The 19,684-nt window shown below is 47.8% G+C and carries 21 protein-coding genes; 16 read left to right on the top strand and 5 right to left on the bottom strand.

Translation table 11 applies throughout. The features are described 5' to 3' along the window. Positions 1–101 precede the first annotated feature (101 nt). From ACR0QN_RS02850 to ACR0QN_RS02780, 15 genes are all read left to right on the top strand, one after another. Positions 102–1,049 (top strand): OmpA/MotB family protein, encoded by a 948-nt coding sequence (locus ACR0QN_RS02850; protein WP_432649684.1) that lies wholly within the window; start codon positions 102–104, stop codon positions 1,047–1,049. Between the two features lie 41 nt (positions 1,050–1,090). Next, entirely contained in the window at positions 1,091–2,098 is a 1,008-nt protein-coding gene (gene fliM / locus ACR0QN_RS02845; RefSeq protein ID WP_432649683.1) for a flagellar motor switch protein FliM, read from the top strand. Between the two features lie 4 nt (positions 2,099–2,102). Further along, positions 2,103–3,494 (top strand): flagellar motor switch protein FliN, encoded by a 1,392-nt coding sequence (gene fliN, locus ACR0QN_RS02840; protein WP_432649682.1) that lies wholly within the window; start codon positions 2,103–2,105, stop codon positions 3,492–3,494. A gap of 5 nt (positions 3,495–3,499) precedes the next feature. After that, on the top strand, positions 3,500–3,862 hold the full coding sequence (locus tag ACR0QN_RS02835; RefSeq protein ID WP_432649681.1) for a response regulator: 363 nt from the start codon (positions 3,500–3,502) through the stop codon (positions 3,860–3,862). Positions 3,863–3,869: 7 nt separating this feature from the next. After that, entirely contained in the window at positions 3,870–4,277 is a 408-nt protein-coding gene (locus ACR0QN_RS02830; protein WP_432649680.1) for a FliO/MopB family protein, read from the top strand. A 16-nt stretch (positions 4,278–4,293) separates the two neighbouring features. After that, the gene (fliP, locus tag ACR0QN_RS02825; RefSeq protein WP_432649679.1) at positions 4,294–5,274 is read left to right on the top strand and encodes a flagellar type III secretion system pore protein FliP; all 981 of its coding nucleotides are present in this window, start codon (positions 4,294–4,296) and stop codon (positions 5,272–5,274) included. 38 nt (positions 5,275–5,312) lie between these two features. After that, on the top strand, positions 5,313–5,597 hold the full coding sequence (locus ACR0QN_RS02820; RefSeq protein WP_432649678.1) for a flagellar biosynthetic protein FliQ: 285 nt from the start codon (positions 5,313–5,315) through the stop codon (positions 5,595–5,597). Between the two features lie 26 nt (positions 5,598–5,623). Then, entirely contained in the window at positions 5,624–6,406 is a 783-nt protein-coding gene (gene fliR / locus ACR0QN_RS02815; RefSeq protein WP_432649677.1) for a flagellar biosynthetic protein FliR, read from the top strand. A 31-nt stretch (positions 6,407–6,437) separates the two neighbouring features. Beyond that, positions 6,438–7,574, top strand: coding sequence for a flagellar biosynthesis protein FlhB (flhB, locus tag ACR0QN_RS02810; RefSeq protein ID WP_432649676.1), 1,137 nt, complete (start codon positions 6,438–6,440; stop codon positions 7,572–7,574). A gap of 41 nt (positions 7,575–7,615) precedes the next feature. Further along, the gene (gene flhA, locus ACR0QN_RS02805; protein WP_432649765.1) at positions 7,616–9,682 is read left to right on the top strand and encodes a flagellar biosynthesis protein FlhA; all 2,067 of its coding nucleotides are present in this window, start codon (positions 7,616–7,618) and stop codon (positions 9,680–9,682) included. A 19-nt stretch (positions 9,683–9,701) separates the two neighbouring features. Further along, positions 9,702–10,466: a sigma-70 family RNA polymerase sigma factor gene (locus ACR0QN_RS02800; protein ID WP_432649675.1), complete on the top strand. Its 765-nt coding sequence runs from the start codon at positions 9,702–9,704 to the stop codon at positions 10,464–10,466. A 24-nt stretch (positions 10,467–10,490) separates the two neighbouring features. After that, positions 10,491–11,246: a flagellar hook-basal body protein gene (locus ACR0QN_RS02795; RefSeq protein WP_432649674.1), complete on the top strand. Its 756-nt coding sequence runs from the start codon at positions 10,491–10,493 to the stop codon at positions 11,244–11,246. 27 nt (positions 11,247–11,273) lie between these two features. Beyond that, positions 11,274–12,005 (top strand): flagellar hook-basal body protein, encoded by a 732-nt coding sequence (locus ACR0QN_RS02790; protein ID WP_432649673.1) that lies wholly within the window; start codon positions 11,274–11,276, stop codon positions 12,003–12,005. Between the two features lie 33 nt (positions 12,006–12,038). Continuing rightward, complete coding sequence (locus ACR0QN_RS02785) at positions 12,039–12,683, top strand: chemotaxis protein CheC (protein WP_432649672.1); 645 nt, start codon at positions 12,039–12,041, stop codon at positions 12,681–12,683. Positions 12,684–12,752: 69 nt separating this feature from the next. Then, positions 12,753–13,226 (top strand): chemotaxis protein CheD, encoded by a 474-nt coding sequence (locus ACR0QN_RS02780; protein WP_432649671.1) that lies wholly within the window; start codon positions 12,753–12,755, stop codon positions 13,224–13,226. 338 nt (positions 13,227–13,564) lie between these two features. Here ACR0QN_RS02780 and groL read toward each other — a convergent pair whose 3' ends face one another. From groL to nrdD, 5 genes are all read right to left on the bottom strand, one after another. Then, a complete protein-coding gene (gene groL, locus ACR0QN_RS02775; RefSeq protein WP_432649670.1) occupies positions 13,565–15,193 on the bottom strand; it encodes a chaperonin GroEL in 1,629 nt (542 codons plus the stop codon). Positions 15,194–15,227: 34 nt separating this feature from the next. Further along, the gene (locus tag ACR0QN_RS02770) at positions 15,228–15,512 is read right to left on the bottom strand and encodes a co-chaperone GroES (RefSeq protein ID WP_432649669.1); all 285 of its coding nucleotides are present in this window, start codon (positions 15,510–15,512) and stop codon (positions 15,228–15,230) included. Positions 15,513–15,826: 314 nt separating this feature from the next. Then, positions 15,827–16,249, bottom strand: coding sequence for an Hsp20/alpha crystallin family protein (locus ACR0QN_RS02765; RefSeq protein ID WP_432649668.1), 423 nt, complete (start codon positions 16,247–16,249; stop codon positions 15,827–15,829). A 92-nt stretch (positions 16,250–16,341) separates the two neighbouring features. Next, positions 16,342–16,764: an Hsp20/alpha crystallin family protein gene (locus tag ACR0QN_RS02760; RefSeq protein ID WP_432649667.1), complete on the bottom strand. Its 423-nt coding sequence runs from the start codon at positions 16,762–16,764 to the stop codon at positions 16,342–16,344. A 452-nt stretch (positions 16,765–17,216) separates the two neighbouring features. Then, the gene (gene nrdD / locus ACR0QN_RS02755) at positions 17,217–17,510 is read right to left on the bottom strand and encodes an anaerobic ribonucleoside-triphosphate reductase (RefSeq protein WP_432649666.1); all 294 of its coding nucleotides are present in this window, start codon (positions 17,508–17,510) and stop codon (positions 17,217–17,219) included. A 279-nt stretch (positions 17,511–17,789) separates the two neighbouring features. Here nrdD and ACR0QN_RS02750 point away from each other — a divergent pair, with 279 nt between their 5' ends. Further along, positions 17,790–19,520, top strand: a complete 1,731-nt coding sequence (locus ACR0QN_RS02750) for a DEAD/DEAH box helicase (RefSeq protein WP_432649665.1) — start codon at positions 17,790–17,792, stop codon at positions 19,518–19,520. The last annotated feature ends 164 nt before the right edge of the window (positions 19,521–19,684 follow it).

Genomic DNA, 19,684 nt, shown 5'->3' with positions numbered 1-19,684 from the left:
TGAATTGCAGTAGAGATTTTTAAAGAAATATGTTATAATATATCAGATAGGGATATCTGCGCTCAGAAAGCGGCGTATCCTTACCCCTCGGAGGTGTAAAAATGGCACACAGAAAAAGCGGCGGAGGCGGCGGAGGCGGCGCCAACTGGATGGATACCTACGGCGACCTTGTTACCCTGCTGCTGTGCTTCTTCGTGCTGCTTTACTCGATGTCCTCTATGGACGAGACAAAATGGCAGTATATCGCCCAGGCATTTTCCGCAGGAAAGGGCGAGATAATAAACGTTGTGGTGGACGAGCCTAATCCCGAAAACGACCCCTCGGCTATATACGTGGACGAGGAACAGGAACAGAATTCCCAGGAGATAGACTTCGACGAGTTCTATATGTACCTTAACGAAGCCGTTGAAAGTGCCGGACTTCAGGATCAGGTCTCTGTGGAAATGGCTGACACAGGCGTTTATATGAAATTCAGAGACAACGTTTTCTTTGCAGGAGACTCATATGAACTTCTCGACGAAGGAAAATACATACTTGAGATAATCTGCGACGGCATCAGAGCCGTTGACAAACACGTTTTCGCCATTAAGGTAAACGGTCACACCGCCAAGAGCGCCAGCTCCTCGGCAAACGAGTGGGAACTGTCATCGGGACGTGCAAGCTCGGTAATAAACTATATGCTGAGCCTCGACTGCTGCGACCCCGATAAATTCTCCGCCGCAGGCTACGGAAAATACCGTCCCGTAAGCGACAACGACACCGAAGAGGGCAAGCGCCAGAACAGGCGAGTTGAAATAGTCTTTATCAGAAACGACATTGATATGGAGGATCCTGCGGTAATGCAGGAGCTTATGGAGCTTGAGTTCGGCAAGAGCTTTGTAAGCTATTCCGACGCTGACGGTACTGTTTCCGAGGACAGTCAGGATACTGCGGCAGAAACTTCTTCCGCTCCTCCTACTCAGAACAACGGAAACTATTCCTCCAAGAACGACCGTCTCAACGAGATGAAAAACAATCCTCCCGAGGTCACAGTCTCCGACACCGAATAATGACTATATAAGGCAATCCCCTATGAATGAAGGTGAAAATATTGGCTGACGTTCTGTCTCAGAAACAGATAGACGAGCTGCTGAACAGCTTTAATACCCAGGGCTCAAAAGCTTTCGAGGAGATCGAGGAGCAGAGCTCGGAGAAAAAAGTAAAGAATTATGACTTTAAAACCCCTAAGAAATTCACCAAGGAGCAGCTTAAAGTCATCGACAGTATTTTCGAGAATTATTCCCGAGTTTTGTCCTCCTACCTTACAGGTCTTATGAGACTTTACTGCAAGGTGGAAGTAATGCAGATAGAGGAACAGCGATATTACGAGTTCAATAACGCTCTCCCCGACTACGTTATGATGTCCCTCATAAATATGGGCGTTCACGACGAGGACGTTATGGAAACAAACTGCATTATGCAGATATCAAATCCCATAACTTTCACCATAATCGACAGACTGATGGGCGGTCTCGGAACATATACCGAAGTTAACCGTGACTTTACCGAGATCGAGATAACCCTTATGCAGGGCATTATGGAAAAAATGGCACAGTCTCTGAAAAGCGCCTGGTCACAGTACATAGATATGGACCCCGTAATGACCGCCGTTGAGACAAACTCCCGTGTAATGCAGTCCATTCCCCCCGACGAGGTAATTATCCTCGTGTCGCTGGAAATTGAGATAAAGGACGTAAAAAATATTATGTCCTTCTGTATTCCCGCTATGAACCTTGAGTCCATTATGAACAAGTTCGGCGACATATGGGCAAGACCCACTCAGAGGCAGGATCCCAAAAAGGATCAGGAAAGGCGACGCAATATTATGAGCGCTCTCAGTGACACGGATATTGACGTTAAAGCTATCCTCTGTGACACTCAGGTGGATCTTTACGATATCCTCACTTTGCAGGTGGACGATATAATTCCCCTTAACGTTCCCATTACCCGGAATGTGGAGCTGAAGATCGGCGGAAACGTCTGGTACGACGGCAAGCTGGGAATTATGGGCAACAAAAAGGCTGTTAAAATTGATAATATATACAAAGAATTGAGGTAGAACAATGAGCGACGAAAACGTTACTATTGACGGCTTCGGTGAGGCGGAACAGGACGCCATAGGCGAAATAATGAATATAACAATGGGCTCTGCTGCTACCGCCGTATCCAATATGCTCAGCGCTAAGGTATGGATCACCACACCTACGGTGACCATAGAAAAGGCTAAGGATATGATATATCCCGAGCTGGAGCCTTCCATTCACGTAAAGATCAAGTACATACAGGGCGTGAGCGGCGAAAATGTTCTCGTTCTCAAGCAGGACGACGTTCAGCTTATCCTTAATCAGCTTATGGGTCTGCCTCTTGAGGTAACGGACGACTTCGAGTTCGACGAGATGAACATCTCGGCGGTATGCGAGGTAATGAACCAGATGATGGGCGCTTCCGCTACGGCTTTGTCGGAGCTTATCAACACCCCTATCGACATTTCCACCCCTCAGGCAGAGGTAAGCAAAGAATCCTCGGGTGTTAACCCCTACGGCATTCCCCCCGATGACTATGTATGCGCTATAAGATTTAAGCTCACCATTGACAACGTGATAAATTCGGAATTTATTTCCGTTATGACTATAGAACTGGCTAAGGAAATGGCTCAGAAGATGATGGCGGCATACTCGGGAGGTATGGAAGAACCCGCTCCTGCCGAGGAACCTTCCTCAAATCTCAGTCAGGACGAGATACAGGCGCTGTTAAACGGCGCAGGAAACGGCGGAGCTGCTTCGGAGCCTGCTCCGGCACCCTCTGCTTCCTCGGGCGGCAGCCTTTCTCAGGACGAGATAAATGCGATCTTAAACGGTGCAAACGCTTCCCAGCCTGCATCTCAGCCTTCGCCGCAGCCAATGCCCCAGCCTATGGCTCAGCCCGCTCCCGAAATGAATTACGGCGCTCAGCAGCCTCAGCAGGGAATGGGTATGCAGGGTGTTCCTCCCCAGATGGGAATGGCTCAGCAAGGAGTGCCTCAGCAGGGTATGCCTATGGCAGGAGCAATGCCCTACGGCGGATATTATGGTATGCCGCCCTACGGATATCCACCTATGCAGCCTGTGCAGAAGGGCAGCGCTGTCAATGTTCAGGCAGTTCAGCTCCAGAGTTTTGAGAATTACAATAACAAGGATCTGAATGCCGATCAGAATGATAATCTGAAGCTTCTTATGGGCGTTCCTCTCGATGTTACCGTTGAGATAGGCTCGGCACGCAAAAAAGTCAAAGAGATACTGGATTTCACTCAGGGAACTATAATCGAGCTTGAACGTCAGGCAGGTTCACCTGTGGATATCATCGTAAACGGTCATCTCATTGCAAAGGGAGACGTCGTTGTTATTGACGATAACTTCGCTGTAAGAATAACCGAAATCATCAAATCAAAATTCTTAGATAATTTAGGTAAGGAGTAATTACAATGGACAAGAAGATTATGCTCGTAGACGACGCCGCTTTTATGCGAATGATGATCAAGGACACCCTCACAAAGAACGGTTACACCAACATCATCGAGGCTGCCGACGGCGAGATTGCCTGCAACACCTATGCCGCAGAAAAGCCCGACCTTGTAATTATGGACATCACAATGCCCAACAAGACAGGTATCGAGGCTCTCAGAGACATCAAGGCTTCCGATCCCTCCGCAAAGGTAGTAATGTGCTCCGCTATGGGTCAGGAGTCTATGGTCGTTGAGGCTATAAAGCTTGGCGCACTTGACTTCATCGTCAAGCCCTTCAAGCCCGACAGAATACTGGCTACAGTTCAGAAGATAATCGGCTGATACGATAATGACTGAAATTATTCCCGTTGTTCTCGCTCTCCTGGGTGTAGTCGCCCTTATGCTGGGCGTGCTGTACCTTATGAAATGGCTGAACACCCGCATTACGGGCGGCAAAGACCGCAAGGGCATTAAGATATCCTCCTGCGTAGGCGTGGGACAGGACAAGTCTGTTATGGCGGTGAGAGCGGGAAAGAAAAATCTGCTAATCGGCGTTTCCCAAGGGGGAATAAACCTGCTGTGCGAGCTGTCCGAGGAGGATATGGAGCTTATTGAAAATCCTTCCCCAACCCCCAAAGACAGCGATATGGCAGGAAAGTCCTTTGCCGAATGTCTGAAATACAACGCAGGCAAGCTTGGCAAAGAGTTTATCACCCCCAAAAAGAACGATGATGATAAAAGCAGCGGCAATTCGTGAAAGGCGGCGGCGTATAATGAAAAATAAAATATGCGGCTCTTTTCCGAAAAAGCTGAAGGCTGCCGCCATAGGCGGGATATGCGCCGCTGTGGTAATGTGGGGCGCCGCAGGAGCGGTCACATATGCCGCAGCCGACCCGACCGAAGAAAGCGGGATTGTAACATCGGCAACTACCATAACCACACCGATGGAAACGGAGATATCAAACGTTGCCACAACAGTTCCCGAAACGGCTCAGACTACGCTCCCTGCTCAGTCCGTCACCGAGGCGCAGACCACTCTCCCCTACGACGAGCCTGTTACCCACGGGGATGAGGATACGGACAGTATTCTCGATCTGCTGGATCTGAATAATAATTCCAACACCCTTGACCTTATCATTCTTCTGACTATCATTTCTCTGGCGCCGTCGATACTGATAATGCTCACCTGCTTTACACGCATTATCATCTCCTTTTCGCTGCTGAGAAATGCTATGGGGATCCAGACAACTCCTCCCAATCAGGTAATGATAGGTCTTGCGCTGTTTCTTACTCTGTTTATAATGTCTCCCGTTCTCGAGGAGATGAACGAGGTGGCTTACGTTCCCTACAAAAACGGGGAATACACCTCCATCGAAGCAGTGCAGCAGGCATCAGTTCCTCTGAAAAAGTGGATGCTCAAAAACACTTCAAACGATACGATGTCCTTTTTCATTTCCCTTTCGGGAGAGGAATACCCTGCCACAGACGATGAGACCTTTACAGAGGCTATCCCCTTTAAGATCGTCGCACCCGCATTCATTCTCAGCGAGATAAAGATAGGCTTCCAGATAGGCTTCCTGCTGTTTATACCGTTCCTGGTAATAGATATGGTTGTCTCCTCGGTGCTTATGTCTCTGGGTATGATGATGATGCCCCCCTCAACGGTGGCAATGCCCTTTAAAATTCTGATGTTCGTGCTTGTGGACGGCTGGCAGCTGCTGGCAGGCTCCCTTGTAACGGGCTTCAATATGTAGCAAATACCCGTCAAACGGAAAGGAAGTGAACCTGCAGGGTGACTGAGGACGCTGTTATTCAGGTTTTCAAGGACGCTATGATACTTGTTTTCAAGCTGGCAGGACCGCTGCTCATAATCAGTATGCTTGTAGGTCTCGTTATCGCCATTATCCAGGCAGCGACCCAGGTACACGAGCAGACCCTTAGCTTTGTGCCCAAAGTGGTAGTTATCGCCCTCCTGCTGGTGGTGCTTGCTTCCTTTTTTATCTCAAGCACCGACACGTTTATCCGTGAAATTTTCGATATGATAGGAACTGTCAGCACCCAGACTGTTTCCGGCTGACATACAACAGAAAGCTGGTCATATTTATGGATTTCTGGGAGCTGCTCCTGTCTGATTTTGATATAAAGCTTATGGTATTCGCAAGGATACTTGGCATTTTTTCCTTTAATCCCATTCTCTCACGAAGCAATATCCCTGCAAGAGTGAGAGTGGGTCTGTCCCTGCTGATGGCGTATATCGTGGCTCTCGCCCTTCCTCCTATGGAGTATGATGCGGGAAATACGGTGGGACAATATGTTCTTAGCTTTGCGGCAGAGCTGTTCATAGGCGTGGTGCTCGGATTCATATGCGACCTGTTCGTTTATATGATATACCTGGCAGGCGATATTATGGACGCTCAGGCAGGTCTGGGTATGGCAAAGGTCTTTGACCCCTCAACCCACATCCAGATGTCAATGTACGGTTCATTTATTGGATTTTTTATGTACCTGTACTTCTTCGCCTCAAACGCTCACCTCACGCTTATCCGCATTTTCGTGGACTCCTTTGAGGTCATACCCCTTGGGGGAGGACACCTGAACCCCGACCTTGGCTGGACAATCGTATCAATGTTTTCACAGATACTTGTGCTTATGATGCAGCTTGCAATGCCCGTCATAGCCGCAGAGCTTATCGTAGAATTCTGTATGGGCATACTGATGAAAACAGTTCCCCAGATACAGATAATCGTGGTGAATATCCAGCTCAAGGTGATAGTTGGCTTTGTAGTCCTTTTTGCCATCACCTCCCCTATGAGCGAGTTCATCGCAGACTACACCGATAAAATGCTTAACACCTGTCGGGAAATGCTCCCGCTCATATTCAACTGATACTGTTCTCGTCAAAAAGGCTGGTGGTTAAATGGCAGAGAACGAAAACGGCGAGGAGAAAACCGAAGAAGCCACCGACAAAAAGCGGCGTGACGCCCGTAAAAAGGGTCAGGTCCTTAAAAGTCAGGACGTGGCTGTGGTATGCTCCCTGTTTCTTTCATTTTTCGTACTGAGGATCACCGCTCCAAGCATATTTTCCCGTCTGGGAGACTTTATGAAAAAGTACTTTTCAATGGCAGGAGAGGGCATAGGCGACATACAGTATATCGGCGCTGAAAGCTTTGCAAGAGGGCTTGTCATTGATGTGGCAATGATATTCTTCGTCACAACAGGCGCTCTGCTGGCAGTATCCTTTCTCACCGCCATTGCTTCAACGGGTATCCAGACGAAATTCCTAATTTCCTTTGAAAGCTTAAAATTCAAGCTGGATAAGCTCAATCCCATAAACGGCATAAAGAAAATGTTCTCTCTTAAAGGACTTTTCGAGCTTGCCAAATCTCTCATAAAAATGATACTGCTTATCGTGGTGGTCTACAGCGAAATAAAGGACAGACTGCCCGAAATAGCAAGACTTATGAATGTTGAGCCAATAAGCGGCGTTGTTTACATCGCCGAGACTATATTCTCCATCGTAATGACCCTTGGAATGGTTTTCGTGGCGGTGGCGGCTGTGGACTTTATGTTCCAGCGCTATTCCTATGAAAACGACCTGAAAATGACAAAGCAGGAGGTCAAGGACGAGTACAAGCAGATGGAAGGAGACCCCAAGATCAAGGGAAAACGCCGTGCTATCCAGCAGCAGATGGCAAATCAGCGAATGATGCAGGCTGTTCCTGAGGCGGACGTTATAATCCGTAACCCTACCCACTTTGCTGTGGCTCTGAAATACGATCCCGAGAAAAACTCCGCTCCCGTGGTCATTGCCAAGGGAAAGGACCTGGCAGCTCTCCGCATTGCGGACGTTGCCGCAGAACACGATGTTCCCACTGTCGAAAATGTTCCTCTTGCAAGGGGTATCTACGAAAAGGTAGATGTGGGCAGAGAGATACCCGCAGAATTTTATCAGGCTGCGGCAGATGTGCTCTGGTTCGTGTATAATCTTAAAAAGAAACCTGTCCCCAAAGGGATATTACCCGAAAACAAATCATCGGCGCCGTTTAATTACTGACGGCTTTTCACAAGGAGGGCGGCAATACCTAAGTGGACTTTTTGAAGAAAATAGTAGGCAAGAATATTGTAACGGTATTTGTCATTCTCGCCGTATTTCTCATAGTTATTCCTCTTCCGACCTGGCTTCTTGACCTGCTTTTTGCGGTCAACATTGCCCTGTCGGTGTACATTCTCCTCACAACGATGTACATAAAGGAATCCCTTGAATTTTCCATATTCCCGTCGCTGCTGCTCATAACAACAGTATTCCGACTGGGACTTAACATATCCTCCACCCGTTCTATCCTTATGAACAAGGGCTATGCGGGTGAGATAGTAAAAGCTTTCGGCACATTCGTAATGGGCGGCAATGCGGTAGTTGGATTTATCGTGTTTATCCTTATTACCGTAGTGCAGATGGTGGTCATCACCAAGGGCGCAGAGCGAGTTGCCGAGGTAACAGCACGATTTACCCTTGACGCTATGCCCGGTAAGCAGATGGCAATAGACGCCGACCTTAATCAGGGCATAATCGATGACAAGGAAGCAAAGCGCCGCCGTGACAAGGTGCAGAGGGAGTCAGACTTCTTCGGTGCAATGGACGGTGCCGCTAAGTTCGTCAAGGGAGATGCAACATTCTCTATCGTTGCGGCTATCGTAAACCTGTTAGGCGGAGCTGTAATGGGTCTGGTATTCGGCGGAATGGATTTCAGCACCGTGCTCTCCACCTACTCTATCGCCACCGTGGGAGACGGTCTCTGCTCCCAGATACCATCCCTCCTCATATCCATTTCAATGGGTATGATAGTTACCCGTGCCGCTTCCGAGGAATCCCTCAACAGCGACGTTATCGGTCAGTTCACTTCCCAGCCCAGAGTTCCCTTCATTGCAGGTCTTGTAATGTTCGTAATGGGCTTTATCCCTGGCTTCCCCACCCTTACCCTTTTCGTACTGGGCGGCGCACTCATTGCCCTCGGCGTGGGACTTTCCCGCTCTATGAAGACTGAGGAGCAGGAGGCAGAGGAGCAGGGAGCCAAGGAAATGGCGGAAAATCAGGACGCTATTTCCGAAATGGAATACTACAAGGACATTGACAACGTTTATAAGCTCCTTAATGTCGAGCCTATCGAAATGGAATTCGGATATTCCCTTATCCCCCTTGCGGACGAGTCAGCAGGCGGAACCTTCATTGAGCGAGTTGTCATCTTCCGAAAGCAGTTTGCCATTGATATGGGAATGGTTTTCCCCTCTATCCGAATGAGGGACAACCAGCACATAAATCCCAATCAGTATGTTATCAAAATAAAGGGCGAGACCGTCGCCGAGGGCGAGATACTTATGGACCATTACCTTGCTCTCGATAGTGGAAACGTTACCCGAGAGGTGGACGGCATCGACACCATCGAGCCTGCCTTCAATATCCCTGCCAAGTGGATAAGCGAGGAAAACAAGCTCCGTGCCGAAATAGCAGGCTACACCCTCATAGACCCCACCTCTGTAATGATAACCCACCTTTCCGAGGTCATCAAAAACCACGCCCACGAGCTTCTCAGCCGTCAGGACGTCAAAACGATGCTTGACAAGCTGAAGGAGACAAACCCCTCTATCGTAGAGGATATCGTCCCGAACGTTGTGCCTGTGGCATATCTCCAGAAGGAGCTTTGTATGCTTCTGAAGGAAAACGTGCCCATAAGAGATCTCCAGACCATTCTCGAGACCCTTGCGGACAATCAGCACAATATGAAAGATCTTGATATAACAAACGAGTACGTCCGTCAGGCTCTGAAACGAACTATCACAAGACGCTTCTCCGACGGCGGTCAGATAAGGGTCATAACTCTCGACACCGAGACCGAAAACAAGATAGTTTCTTCGGTGAAGAAGTCCGAGCAAGGCTCCTATCTTGCAATGGACCCCCAGTCCATTCAGGCGCTTATCGCCTCTTTAAACGCCCAGATCGAAAAGATAAAGGACGTTGTACCCTCCCCCATCGTGCTCACCTCCCCCATTGTCCGAATTTACTTTAAAAAGCTTGTAGACCAGTTTATCCCCAATGTAACGGTGCTTTCCTTCAATGAGATAGACAACACCGTTCAGATACAGGCTGTGGGCAATATCAGCATTTAAACGAAAGGCGGTGTCTGATGTGTATGCTGAAAAAACAGCGGAGATAAATACCGATATTTCGGGACTGTTCGACAGATACAGACAGACACCCGACAGATCCATCCGCAACGAGATAGTTATGCGGAGTATGCATATCGTCCGCTACGCCGTACTTTCCACAAGAAATATGTACCGCCGCTATGCAGACGACGACGATATCTCAAACGAAGCAGTCCTTGCCCTTATGAGCGCAGTTGACAGCTTTGACCCCAAAAAGAACGTCAAATTCGACACCTACGCCTCCATAAAAGTGCGTGGGGCGATAATAGATTATATCCGCAGGCAGGACAGCGTTCCCCGAGGCGTGCGGAAATTCATACGTGACTATGACAGCGCATATTCGGCGCTGTACACCGAGCTAGACCGTGAACCCACCCGTGAGGAGATAGCCGCAAAACTGGGTATTACAGCGGAAAAACTTGACAGTTTTCTGTCAAGATCGGCGGCAGCCTCCACTCTTTCCTTTGAAGAGCTTCTCTTTGACGGCTTTGATATGGCTGACGACACGGGAGAAAGCGAGGCAGAGGCACAGCTTATCCTCTCCGAGAGAAGATCGCAGCTTGCACAGGCTATCGACAGCTTAAAGGACAAGGAAAGAACGGTCATAACCCTATATTATTACGAAAAGCTTAAATACTCCGAGATTGCCCAGGTGCTTGGCATATCCGAGTCAAGAGTATGCCAGATACACACCAAAGCGGTGGACAAGCTCAGAGAAAAAATTTCCGGATATATGATGGAATAAAACATCGGAAAGGCGGTAAAAGCAATGCTCAGAGGATACTACACCTCCGTCAACGGAATACTGAACGAGGAAAGAATTTTAAACGTAATTACAAACAACCTTTCAAATACGAATACAGCAGGATATAAGTCCGATGCGGCTATTCCCACCACATTCCACGACAATCTTCTACTCCTTGCCAACGGAGAACGCAGCCAAACGGGCACTATCCGTTACAGGACCCTGCTTGAGACCAAGACCTCCCTTGAATCGGGCACCTTTGAGCAGACAGATTCCCGTCTTGATATGGCAGTAATGGGCTCTGTGTATTTCAATATCCAGAGGAGAAATTCGGGAGAAGTGCTTCTCACCCGAAACGGACAGTTCAATATCGACAACGAGGGATATCTTGCCCTTGGCTCCGCAGGCAGAGTGATAGACGATAACGGCGACCCCATTCAGCTGGGCACAGCCAATTTCACCGTAAGAGAGGACGGACTCATTCAGGTAGATGACGGCAGGGAAATTCAGCTTGCCCTCACCTATATCCCCGATGACTCCGACATCGAAAAGGTTGACACCAACCTTATGCGCCCCTACGAGGACGTGGGCTGGGGAAATATCCCCGAGGGAATGGTCTACCGTATCAGACAGGGCTGGTATGAGCGTTCAAATGTAAATATCGCCGCCGAAATGGCAAAGGCAATGGACGCAAACTCCCTTTTCAGAGCAAATTCACAGGCTCTGCAGATAATAAACTCCGTAAATCAGCTTGCCGTAAACAATCTTATGAAGGTATGATACCTATCTGAAAGGAATGATAAATAAATGGGCAGGATAGGATTTTTCACCGCCACCACAGGCGTGATAAGCAATCAGATGGGAATGGACATCACAGGAAACAACCTTGCAAACGTAAATACCTACGGCTTCAAGGCGTCCCGACCCTCCTTTGCAGACCTTGTATATACAAAGCGCAATAACAATATCGAGGAAGTGCAGACGGGACACGGCGTAAAGGTAGACAAGACCGACCTTATGTTCGAGCAGTCCACCCTGAGACATACCGAGCGTGACCTTGATTTTGCAGCCCTTGACGAAGGCTTTTTCGCCGTAGAGACCCCCTCGGGCAACACCGCCTACACCAAGGACGGCGCATTCTACATCACCGATATTGACGGCAACGGCACCTGGCAGCTCTGCGACAGCAAGGGCAGCTTTGTCCTTGACTACGAGGGCAACCGCATAACCGTCCCATTTAATGAGGATATGCAGATAAATTACACCGAGCTTATCCCCCGGATAGGCACTTACCGCTTTGAAAATCCCTACGGACTCGACCAGTTCGGAGACAATTACTATATAAACACAGGCTCCAGCGGCGAGGCGATCGCAGATGACACCATCAAGAAAAAGCAAGGCTATATGGAAGCCTCGGGAACCAATGTCGCAACCGAAATGACAAAGGTAATCGAATATCAGAGAGCCTTCCAGCTCAATGTAAATATGGTAAAGCTCCACGACGAGCTGAATAACCTTGTGAATAATCTCCGTGGATAACCGCATAAAACCCTATAGAAAGGCAGTGATATTATGTCACTTCAGAATATGGAACAGCTTAACGCAATGCATTTTGACGTGCTGCGTGAGATAGGCAACATCGGGCAGGGAAACGCAGCCAGCTCTCTTTCCCAGATGCTGAGCCAGACCATAGATATATCCGTTCCCACCGTAAAGCTTCTTGACTTCAACGAGTCTGTGGAGTATCTGGGCGGACCCGAAAATGTAGTTCTGGGAATGCTCGTGGGACTTAAAGGGGATATCAACGGAATGATGCTCTATGTGCTTCAGAAAAACTTTGCAAACTCAATGCTGAACGCCGTTTTCGGCAAGCAGATAAACGACCTTACGGAGCTTGACGAAATGGATATCTCATTCATACAGGAAATAGGAAATATCCTTGCAGGCTCCTATGTAAACGCCATATCCTCCCTCACGGGGCTTACGATAGACATTTCCGTACCCACCATAAGCATAGATATGGCAGGAGCCATACTTGCAGTACCCGCCGTAGAATTTGCCCAGATAGGCAACAGCGTGCTGTTTATCGACGACAGCTTTATCTTCGGAGACTCCCCTGCAGGCGGCGACAGCAGCGAGATAAAGAGCAATATGATCCTCGTACCCGAGCTTTCATCACTTGAAACGCTGTTTTCCAAGCTTGGAATAGAAGTATAAAAATAAGTGAAGCTCATTTCGGAAAAACGAAATCAGACGGAAATTCCGCTGTGGGGAGTGTAACGTAAAATGGTAAACATTGGTATAGCAGATCTTAATGTGGTAAAAAGTCCCGAAGTTCTGGCGACATACGCATTAGGCTCCTGCATAGGCATCTGCCTCTATGACGCAGAGCTGAAGATCGCAGGACTTGCACATATAATGCTGCCCTGGAGCAAGGACGCAGGGGCAGCCGCAGACAATATGAGAAGATACGCCGACACAGGCATAACCGAACTTATACAGAAAATGGTGGCAATGGGTGCAAAGAAATACCGTCTCACCGCAAAAATAGCAGGAGGAGCCCAGATGTTCAGCACCAATTCCGCCGTATTCAACATCGGCGAGCGAAATATAGAAGCGGTGAAAAAGGTGCTCGGAACATATAATATCCCCATAATCGCCGAAGAAACGGGTCTGAATTTCGGCAGAACGGTATTCTTCTACAGCGAAGACGGCATTATGGAGGTAAAGGCAGCCACAAGACCTACAAAAAGAGTATGAGCAGGCTGAGGCAGACTGAGCCTGCAGCCGCTCGTTCTATAGTTTGTCTTGATTATAAATATACGGCTCGGTAACGATAGAACTATCTATTTTTCTCCAAAACCTTGTAGGGGACGGGTCTCCCGTCCCGCTAACATTCTGATTTATTCTTTATTATTTATTCTTTATTCTTTAAACCGCTCTCCATTTTAAATTATAAAGAAAAAATAATAAAGAATAAATTTTTTTATGCTCCCAAACATCACTTGATATCCTCAAACTTTTCCCCAATAAAGATAAAATCGCCGTACAGGAACACCCTGTACGGCGAAAAAAATTTATATTCGAGCGTTTCGGTATTAGTACATACCGCCGTCCATACCTGCGCCTGCAGCGGGAGCAGGAGTGTCCTCCTTGATGTCAGCAACCAGGGACTCTGTAGTAAGAACCATAGCAGCAACGGAAGCAGCGTTCTGGAGAGCAGAACGTGTAACCTTAGTAGGATCAACGATACCTGCAGGGATCATATCAACATAAGTCTCGCTGTAAGCGTCGAAGCCGTAGCCGACCTTTCTGGAGCGAACGATCTTGTCAATGATAACAGAGCCTTCAAGACCGGCATTTGCAGCGATCTGACGAACGGGTTCTTCAAGAGCCTTGAGAACGATCTGAGCGCCTGTCTTCTCATCGCCGGAAAGTGAAGCAGTGAGCTTAGCAACAGCGGGCATAGCATTGATAAGAGCAGTTCCGCCGCCTGCAACGATACCCTCTTCAACAGCAGCCTTAGTAGCAGCAAGAGCGTCCTCGATGCGGAGCTTCTTCTCCTTCATCTCAACCTCTGTAGCAGCGCCTACCTTGATAACAGCAACACCGCCGGAAAGCTTAGCAAGTCTCTCCTGGAGCTTTTCCTTGTCGAATTCGGAAGTAGTTACCTCGATCTGAGACTTGATCTGATTGATCCTGTCCTTGATCTCGGACTTGTCGCCCTGACCGTCAACAATAATGGTGTTTTCCTTTGTGACCTTTACCTGCTTAGCACGGCCGAGCTGAGAAACCTCAGTATCCTTGAGCTCAAGACCAATTTCCTCGGAAATTACCTGACCGCCTGTAAGGATAGCGATATCCTGGAGCATTTCCTTTCTTCTGTCGCCGAAGCCGGGAGCCTTAACAGCAACACAAGTGAATGTACCTCTCAGCTTGTTAACGATAAGGGTGGAAAGTGCCTCGCCCTCGATGTCCTCAGCAATGATGACCAGCTTCTTGCCTGTCTTTACGATCTGCTCAAGAAGAGGAAGGAGTTCCTGGATAGAAGAGATCTTCTTGTCTGTGATAAGAATGTAAGCATCGTCAATAACAGCTTCCATCTTGTCTGTATCTGTAACCATATAAGGAGTGATGTAGCCTCTGTCGAACTGCATACCTTCAACTACCTCGGAGTAAGTCTCGGCAGTCTTGGACTCCTCAATGGTGATAACGCCGTCGGAGGTTACCTTCTGCATAGCCTCGGCGATGAGCTTGCCCACCTTCTCGTCAGCGGAAGAAACAGTAGCAACTCTCTCGATATCTGCAAATCCGTCAATTTCCTTGGAGTTTGTCTTGATAGCCTCAACAGCAGCGTCAACAGCCTTAGACATACCCTTCTTAACGATCATAGGATTAGCGCCTGCAGCAATGTTCTTCATACCCTCTCTGATAAGAGCCTGAGCGAGAAGAGTAGCGGTAGTGGTACCGTCGCCTGCAGCGTCATTTGTCTTTGTGGCAACTTCCTTAACGAGCTGAGCGCCCATATTCTCGAAAGCGTTGTCAAGCTCAATTTCCTTGGCAATTGTAACGCCGTCGTTAGTGATAAGAGGAGAACCGAACTTTCTGTCAAGAACTACGTTTCTGCCCTTAGGGCCGAGAGTGATCTTAACTGTATTAGCAAGCTTGTCAATGCCTGCCTGTAAAGACTTGCGGGCGTCTTCGCCGTAAATAATATCCTTAGCCATTGTAATGTACCTCCAATAAATTTAGAATGTTTCCTTATTCAACAACTGCGAGAATTTCGGACTGACGGAGAATAGTGTATTCAACGCCGTCGATCTTTACCTCAGTGCCCGCATACTTGGAAGCGAGGACCTTCTGACCGACCTTAAGCTCCATCTTTACTTCACAGCCGTCAACCATACCGCCGGGACCTACCTCAACGATCTCAGCGATCTGGGGCTTTTCCTTGGCATTGCCGGTGAGGATTATACCGCTCTTGGTGGTCTCCTCAGCCTCAGTCATCTTAATAACAACTCTGTCTGCAAGTGGCTTGATTTTCATAACTAAAAAACTCCTTCCTATAAATAGCCGCCAAATAGTTTTAGCAGTCAAACGCTTGATGTGTTAGCACTCCTATTTCTGGAGTGCTAAATATATTTTACCACGTTCACTAAAAAAATCAAGTGTTTTTGCGTAAATCCCTGCATTTTCATCATAATGCACAATTTACATTGGAACTTACAGGTAAAATATATTATATATGTAAACAGAAAGCCGTCCGACCCGGTGGTGCAGGAAATTATCCGACCGAGCCGAACGTCTTTCCGTGGATTTAATTTACGATACGGGAGAGGATATCCCCTCCCATAAACACATTACTGAATTTCCAGTCTCCGTGAAACGGGAACATCGGGCTTCTTCTTGGGAAGCACCATAATAAGTATGCCGTTCTTGTAATCGGCGCTGATGTGGTCTGCGTCAATGCCCGAAATGTCGAAGCTTCTCTGATATGAGCCGTAAGTGCGCTCACGGCGGATATACTTGCCGTTCTTGTCCTTCTCGTCCATATTTTCGGAATGTTCGGCTTTCAGCGTAAGGCTTGAACCCGAGATATCAATGGAGATATCCTGCTTTTCAAAGCCGGGAAGCTCAGACTCCATAATATATCTGTCGTCCTCCTCACGGATATCGGTGCGGCAGGCGGCAAACTGCTTGCCGTCCTTAACAAAACCGCTGCCCATTTCTGCAAAGGGATCAAAAACGCCAAAGGTTCTTTCAAAAGGAGTTAAACCATACATAAAATTACCCTCTTTCCGATTATGCGGAGGTCTTGCGCTCCGCCTGTTTTTAACTTGTCCCGGAGAAGTTCTCCTCACTACCGTGATACGCATTACTGAATTTCCAGCCTGCGTGTAACAGGAACATCGGGCTTCTTCTTGGGCAGAGTCATAATAAGAATGCCGTTCTTGTAATCGGCGCTGATGTGATCGGTGTCAATGCCCGAAATATCGAAGCTTCTCTGATATGAGCCGTAGGTGCGCTCACGGCGGATATACTTGCCGTTCTTGCCCTTCTCGTCCATATTTTCGGAATGCTCAGCCTTCAGCGTCAGGCTCGAACCGGAGATATCAATGGAGATATCCTGCTTTTCAAAGCCGGGGAGCTCGGACTCCATAACGAATTTGTCATCGTCCTCACGGATATCGGTGCGGCAGGCGGTAAACCTCTGACCGTCCTTAACAAATCCGCTGTCGAAGTCAGCAAAGGGATCAAAGATACCAAAAGTTCTTTCAAAGGGAGTTAAACCGTACATAAAAATACCTTCTTTCAAAAAATAGGAAACCTGCTTCTAAAAGAAGCTGCTTCGTGATTGTTTAATTTACTTAAACGGGGTATCTGTACCGCTTCATCTCGGTATCTCCCGTTTACGAGTATAATAATACCCCCCTATTATGATAATACAATATCAGTATTGTGAAAAAACGGTGAAATTTAGCAGTCTTTGCGTAAGAGTGCTAACACTTATGAGATAAGAGTGCTAAAGTTCCTGCTTATCATTTCCTCATATCCATATCCGTATTCACATTATAGCACATTTGTGTCAATTTGTCAATACTATTTCAGCACAAAAGTATCATTTTTGAGCAAATTCGTATAAATGTCCAAAATTGCCCAGCCCATCTTGTCAAATCAGCACATATATTTCAAAAATAAAAGAGCCGATGCAGCAAAACCGCATCGGCTCCAAAAGATACATATATTCGATCAGCAGGTTCCGTGTTTCACCCTGTCCATAACTTCCGCACGCTTTGCGTCATTGAAGCGGTCAAGAGTGCCCACAAGATAGCCCGTGATTCTTCTTATACGGTCAAAGGGAACGCTTTCAAAATAATAATTCAGATCTACAAAATCGCCGTCAAGAGCAATATCAATGCCCACGATCTTTTTCCCGGGGTAATTCTCCTCGCCGTGCCTGATGTAAGCCTCAAGTTCCTCATTGGAAATTTCTCCACCCGTAACGTTAATGTTCATTTTCATTACTCCCAGCATAAATTTCATAATCCGCCGTCACAATATTTAGTGCCGACTATTTAATTATACCACAATATATAGTGTTTTCAAGGATAGATCGGGTTAATTAACATTTTATTTACATCTGACCCGCAAGCCCACCTGCCACCGCATTTTAATTGTAACCTAAAAATATTCCTACTAAATTTTTACAAAATTAACAATTTGCCGCCTTATTCTTTGTTGACATCGCATAATCACGTATGTTATAATAATGTTTTAGTATGATAAATCAAAACATTACCGTTATAATGAAAGGATAATTTAATGCTTTTTACAGAACTTGACCTCCCCGAAGAAATAGTACGGGCAGTCACCGAAATGGGCTTCACCGAAGCTACCGAAATACAGTCAAAAGCCATTCCCGTAATGCTTGAGGGAAGGGATCTGGTAGGAAAATCCAACACAGGTACAGGAAAGACCGCCGCATTCGGAATTCCCGCCATTGCAGGGATCGAAAAGGGCAGCAAAGGCGTTCAGGTGCTTGTCCTCTGCCCCACCAGAGAGCTGGCAATGCAGGCGTGCGACGAGATAAAGAAATTTGCCGCATATATGCCCTGGGTGCGCCCCTGCGCAGTCTACGGCGGTGCAGCAATGGACAGACAGATAGGCGAATTAAAGCGTGGCGCAAATATCGTTGTGGGCACTCCCGGACGAGTGATGGATCATATCGGCAGAAAGACCCTCCGCCTTGAAAATCTGCGCACCATAATCCTCGACGAGGCAGATGAAATGCTCAATATGGGCTTCCGTGAGGATATCGAAACGATCCTGCAGTACGTCCCCGAGGAGCGTCAGACGGTGCTTTTCTCCGCCACAATGCCCCCTCCCATAATGGCCATAACAAAGCAGTACCAGACCGACCCCATAGTGATAAAGGTGGAAAGCAAGGCACGTACCGTTGAAAGCATAGAGCAGAAATATTTCGAAGTGCCTATGGGCAGAAAGACCGATGCCCTGAGAATGCTGCTTATCGCCTATGAGCCCCGCCTGTCAATGGTATTCTGCAATACCAAGAAAATGGTGGACGAACTTACGGACGCCCTCGTGTCAAAGGGCTTCAAAGCGTCCGGACTTCACGGAGATATGAAGCAGCAGAGCCGCACACAAGTCCTCAACGCCTTTAAATCTGGAGCCATAAACGTCCTCATCGCCACCGATGTAGCCGCAAGAGGAATTGACGTAGACGATGTAGACGCAGTATTCAACTATGACCTCCCCCAGGACAACGAATATTATATCCACCGTATCGGCAGAACGGGCAGAGCAGGCAAAAGCGGCGCCGCCTATACCATAATCAGCGGCAGAAAGCAGTTTTATGAACTGAGAGACATTTCCAAATTCATAAAAACTGAAATTGTCAGAGCCGAGCTTCCCACAAAGGAAGAGATCGTAAAGCGCAAGTCGGAGCACGTGAGCGAGAAAATAATCTCAAGCTGCGAAAGCGGAAAATACGATAAGTACATTTCCGAGGTCACAAGGCTTATGCGTGAAAACAATCTCTCCGCCGAGGAAATTGCCGCCGCACTTTTAGGAATGAAGCTGTCCGCCGAGACAAGAAATATTCCCGACATCGCCTTTACCGCCCCCAGAGACACATCTTCCAAGGGCAGCGATTCTGCCTCAAGAGGCAGAGGCAAGGGCAAGACCGTTAAGCTTGAAATATCCGCAGGCAGAGCCAACCGCCTTGCCCCCAATTTCGTTCTCGGCGCACTTGTAGACGCAACGGGAATGCCGGGAAAGAGCTTCGGCAAGATAGATATCTACGACCGCTTCACCACCGTAGAAGTCCCCGAAGCCGACAAGGAGCATATTCTTGACTCAATGGCAGGCACCAAGATAAACGGTCAGAAAATAACCGTCAAGCCCTACGAGGGACGAAACGAGCGCTTCGAGGACGACAGACCTCCCCGCCGTCAGAACAATTCCCGCAGAGGAGCCAACACCCGTGGCAAGGGCGGCAGACGTGGCAATCCCGGCGCACGCCCCCGAAGCTGACAAGCTTTATTATTTATTATTTTTTGGTAACCTCTAAAAACCCTGGTATTTAAACAAGCGGAATTATATGAGGAAAATTTTCCGTGTCAAAAGCCGAAACAGCCTCTATTTGACCACAAAATCCCCTCTATTATTGCCCTTTTTCCTCAAAAGGGCGCAGTTAT

This window comes from Huintestinicola sp. (assembly GCF_050874005.1).
Taxonomy (GTDB): domain Bacteria; phylum Bacillota; class Clostridia; order Oscillospirales; family Ruminococcaceae; genus Huintestinicola.
This window is presented reverse-complemented; position numbering and strand designations above follow the sequence as displayed.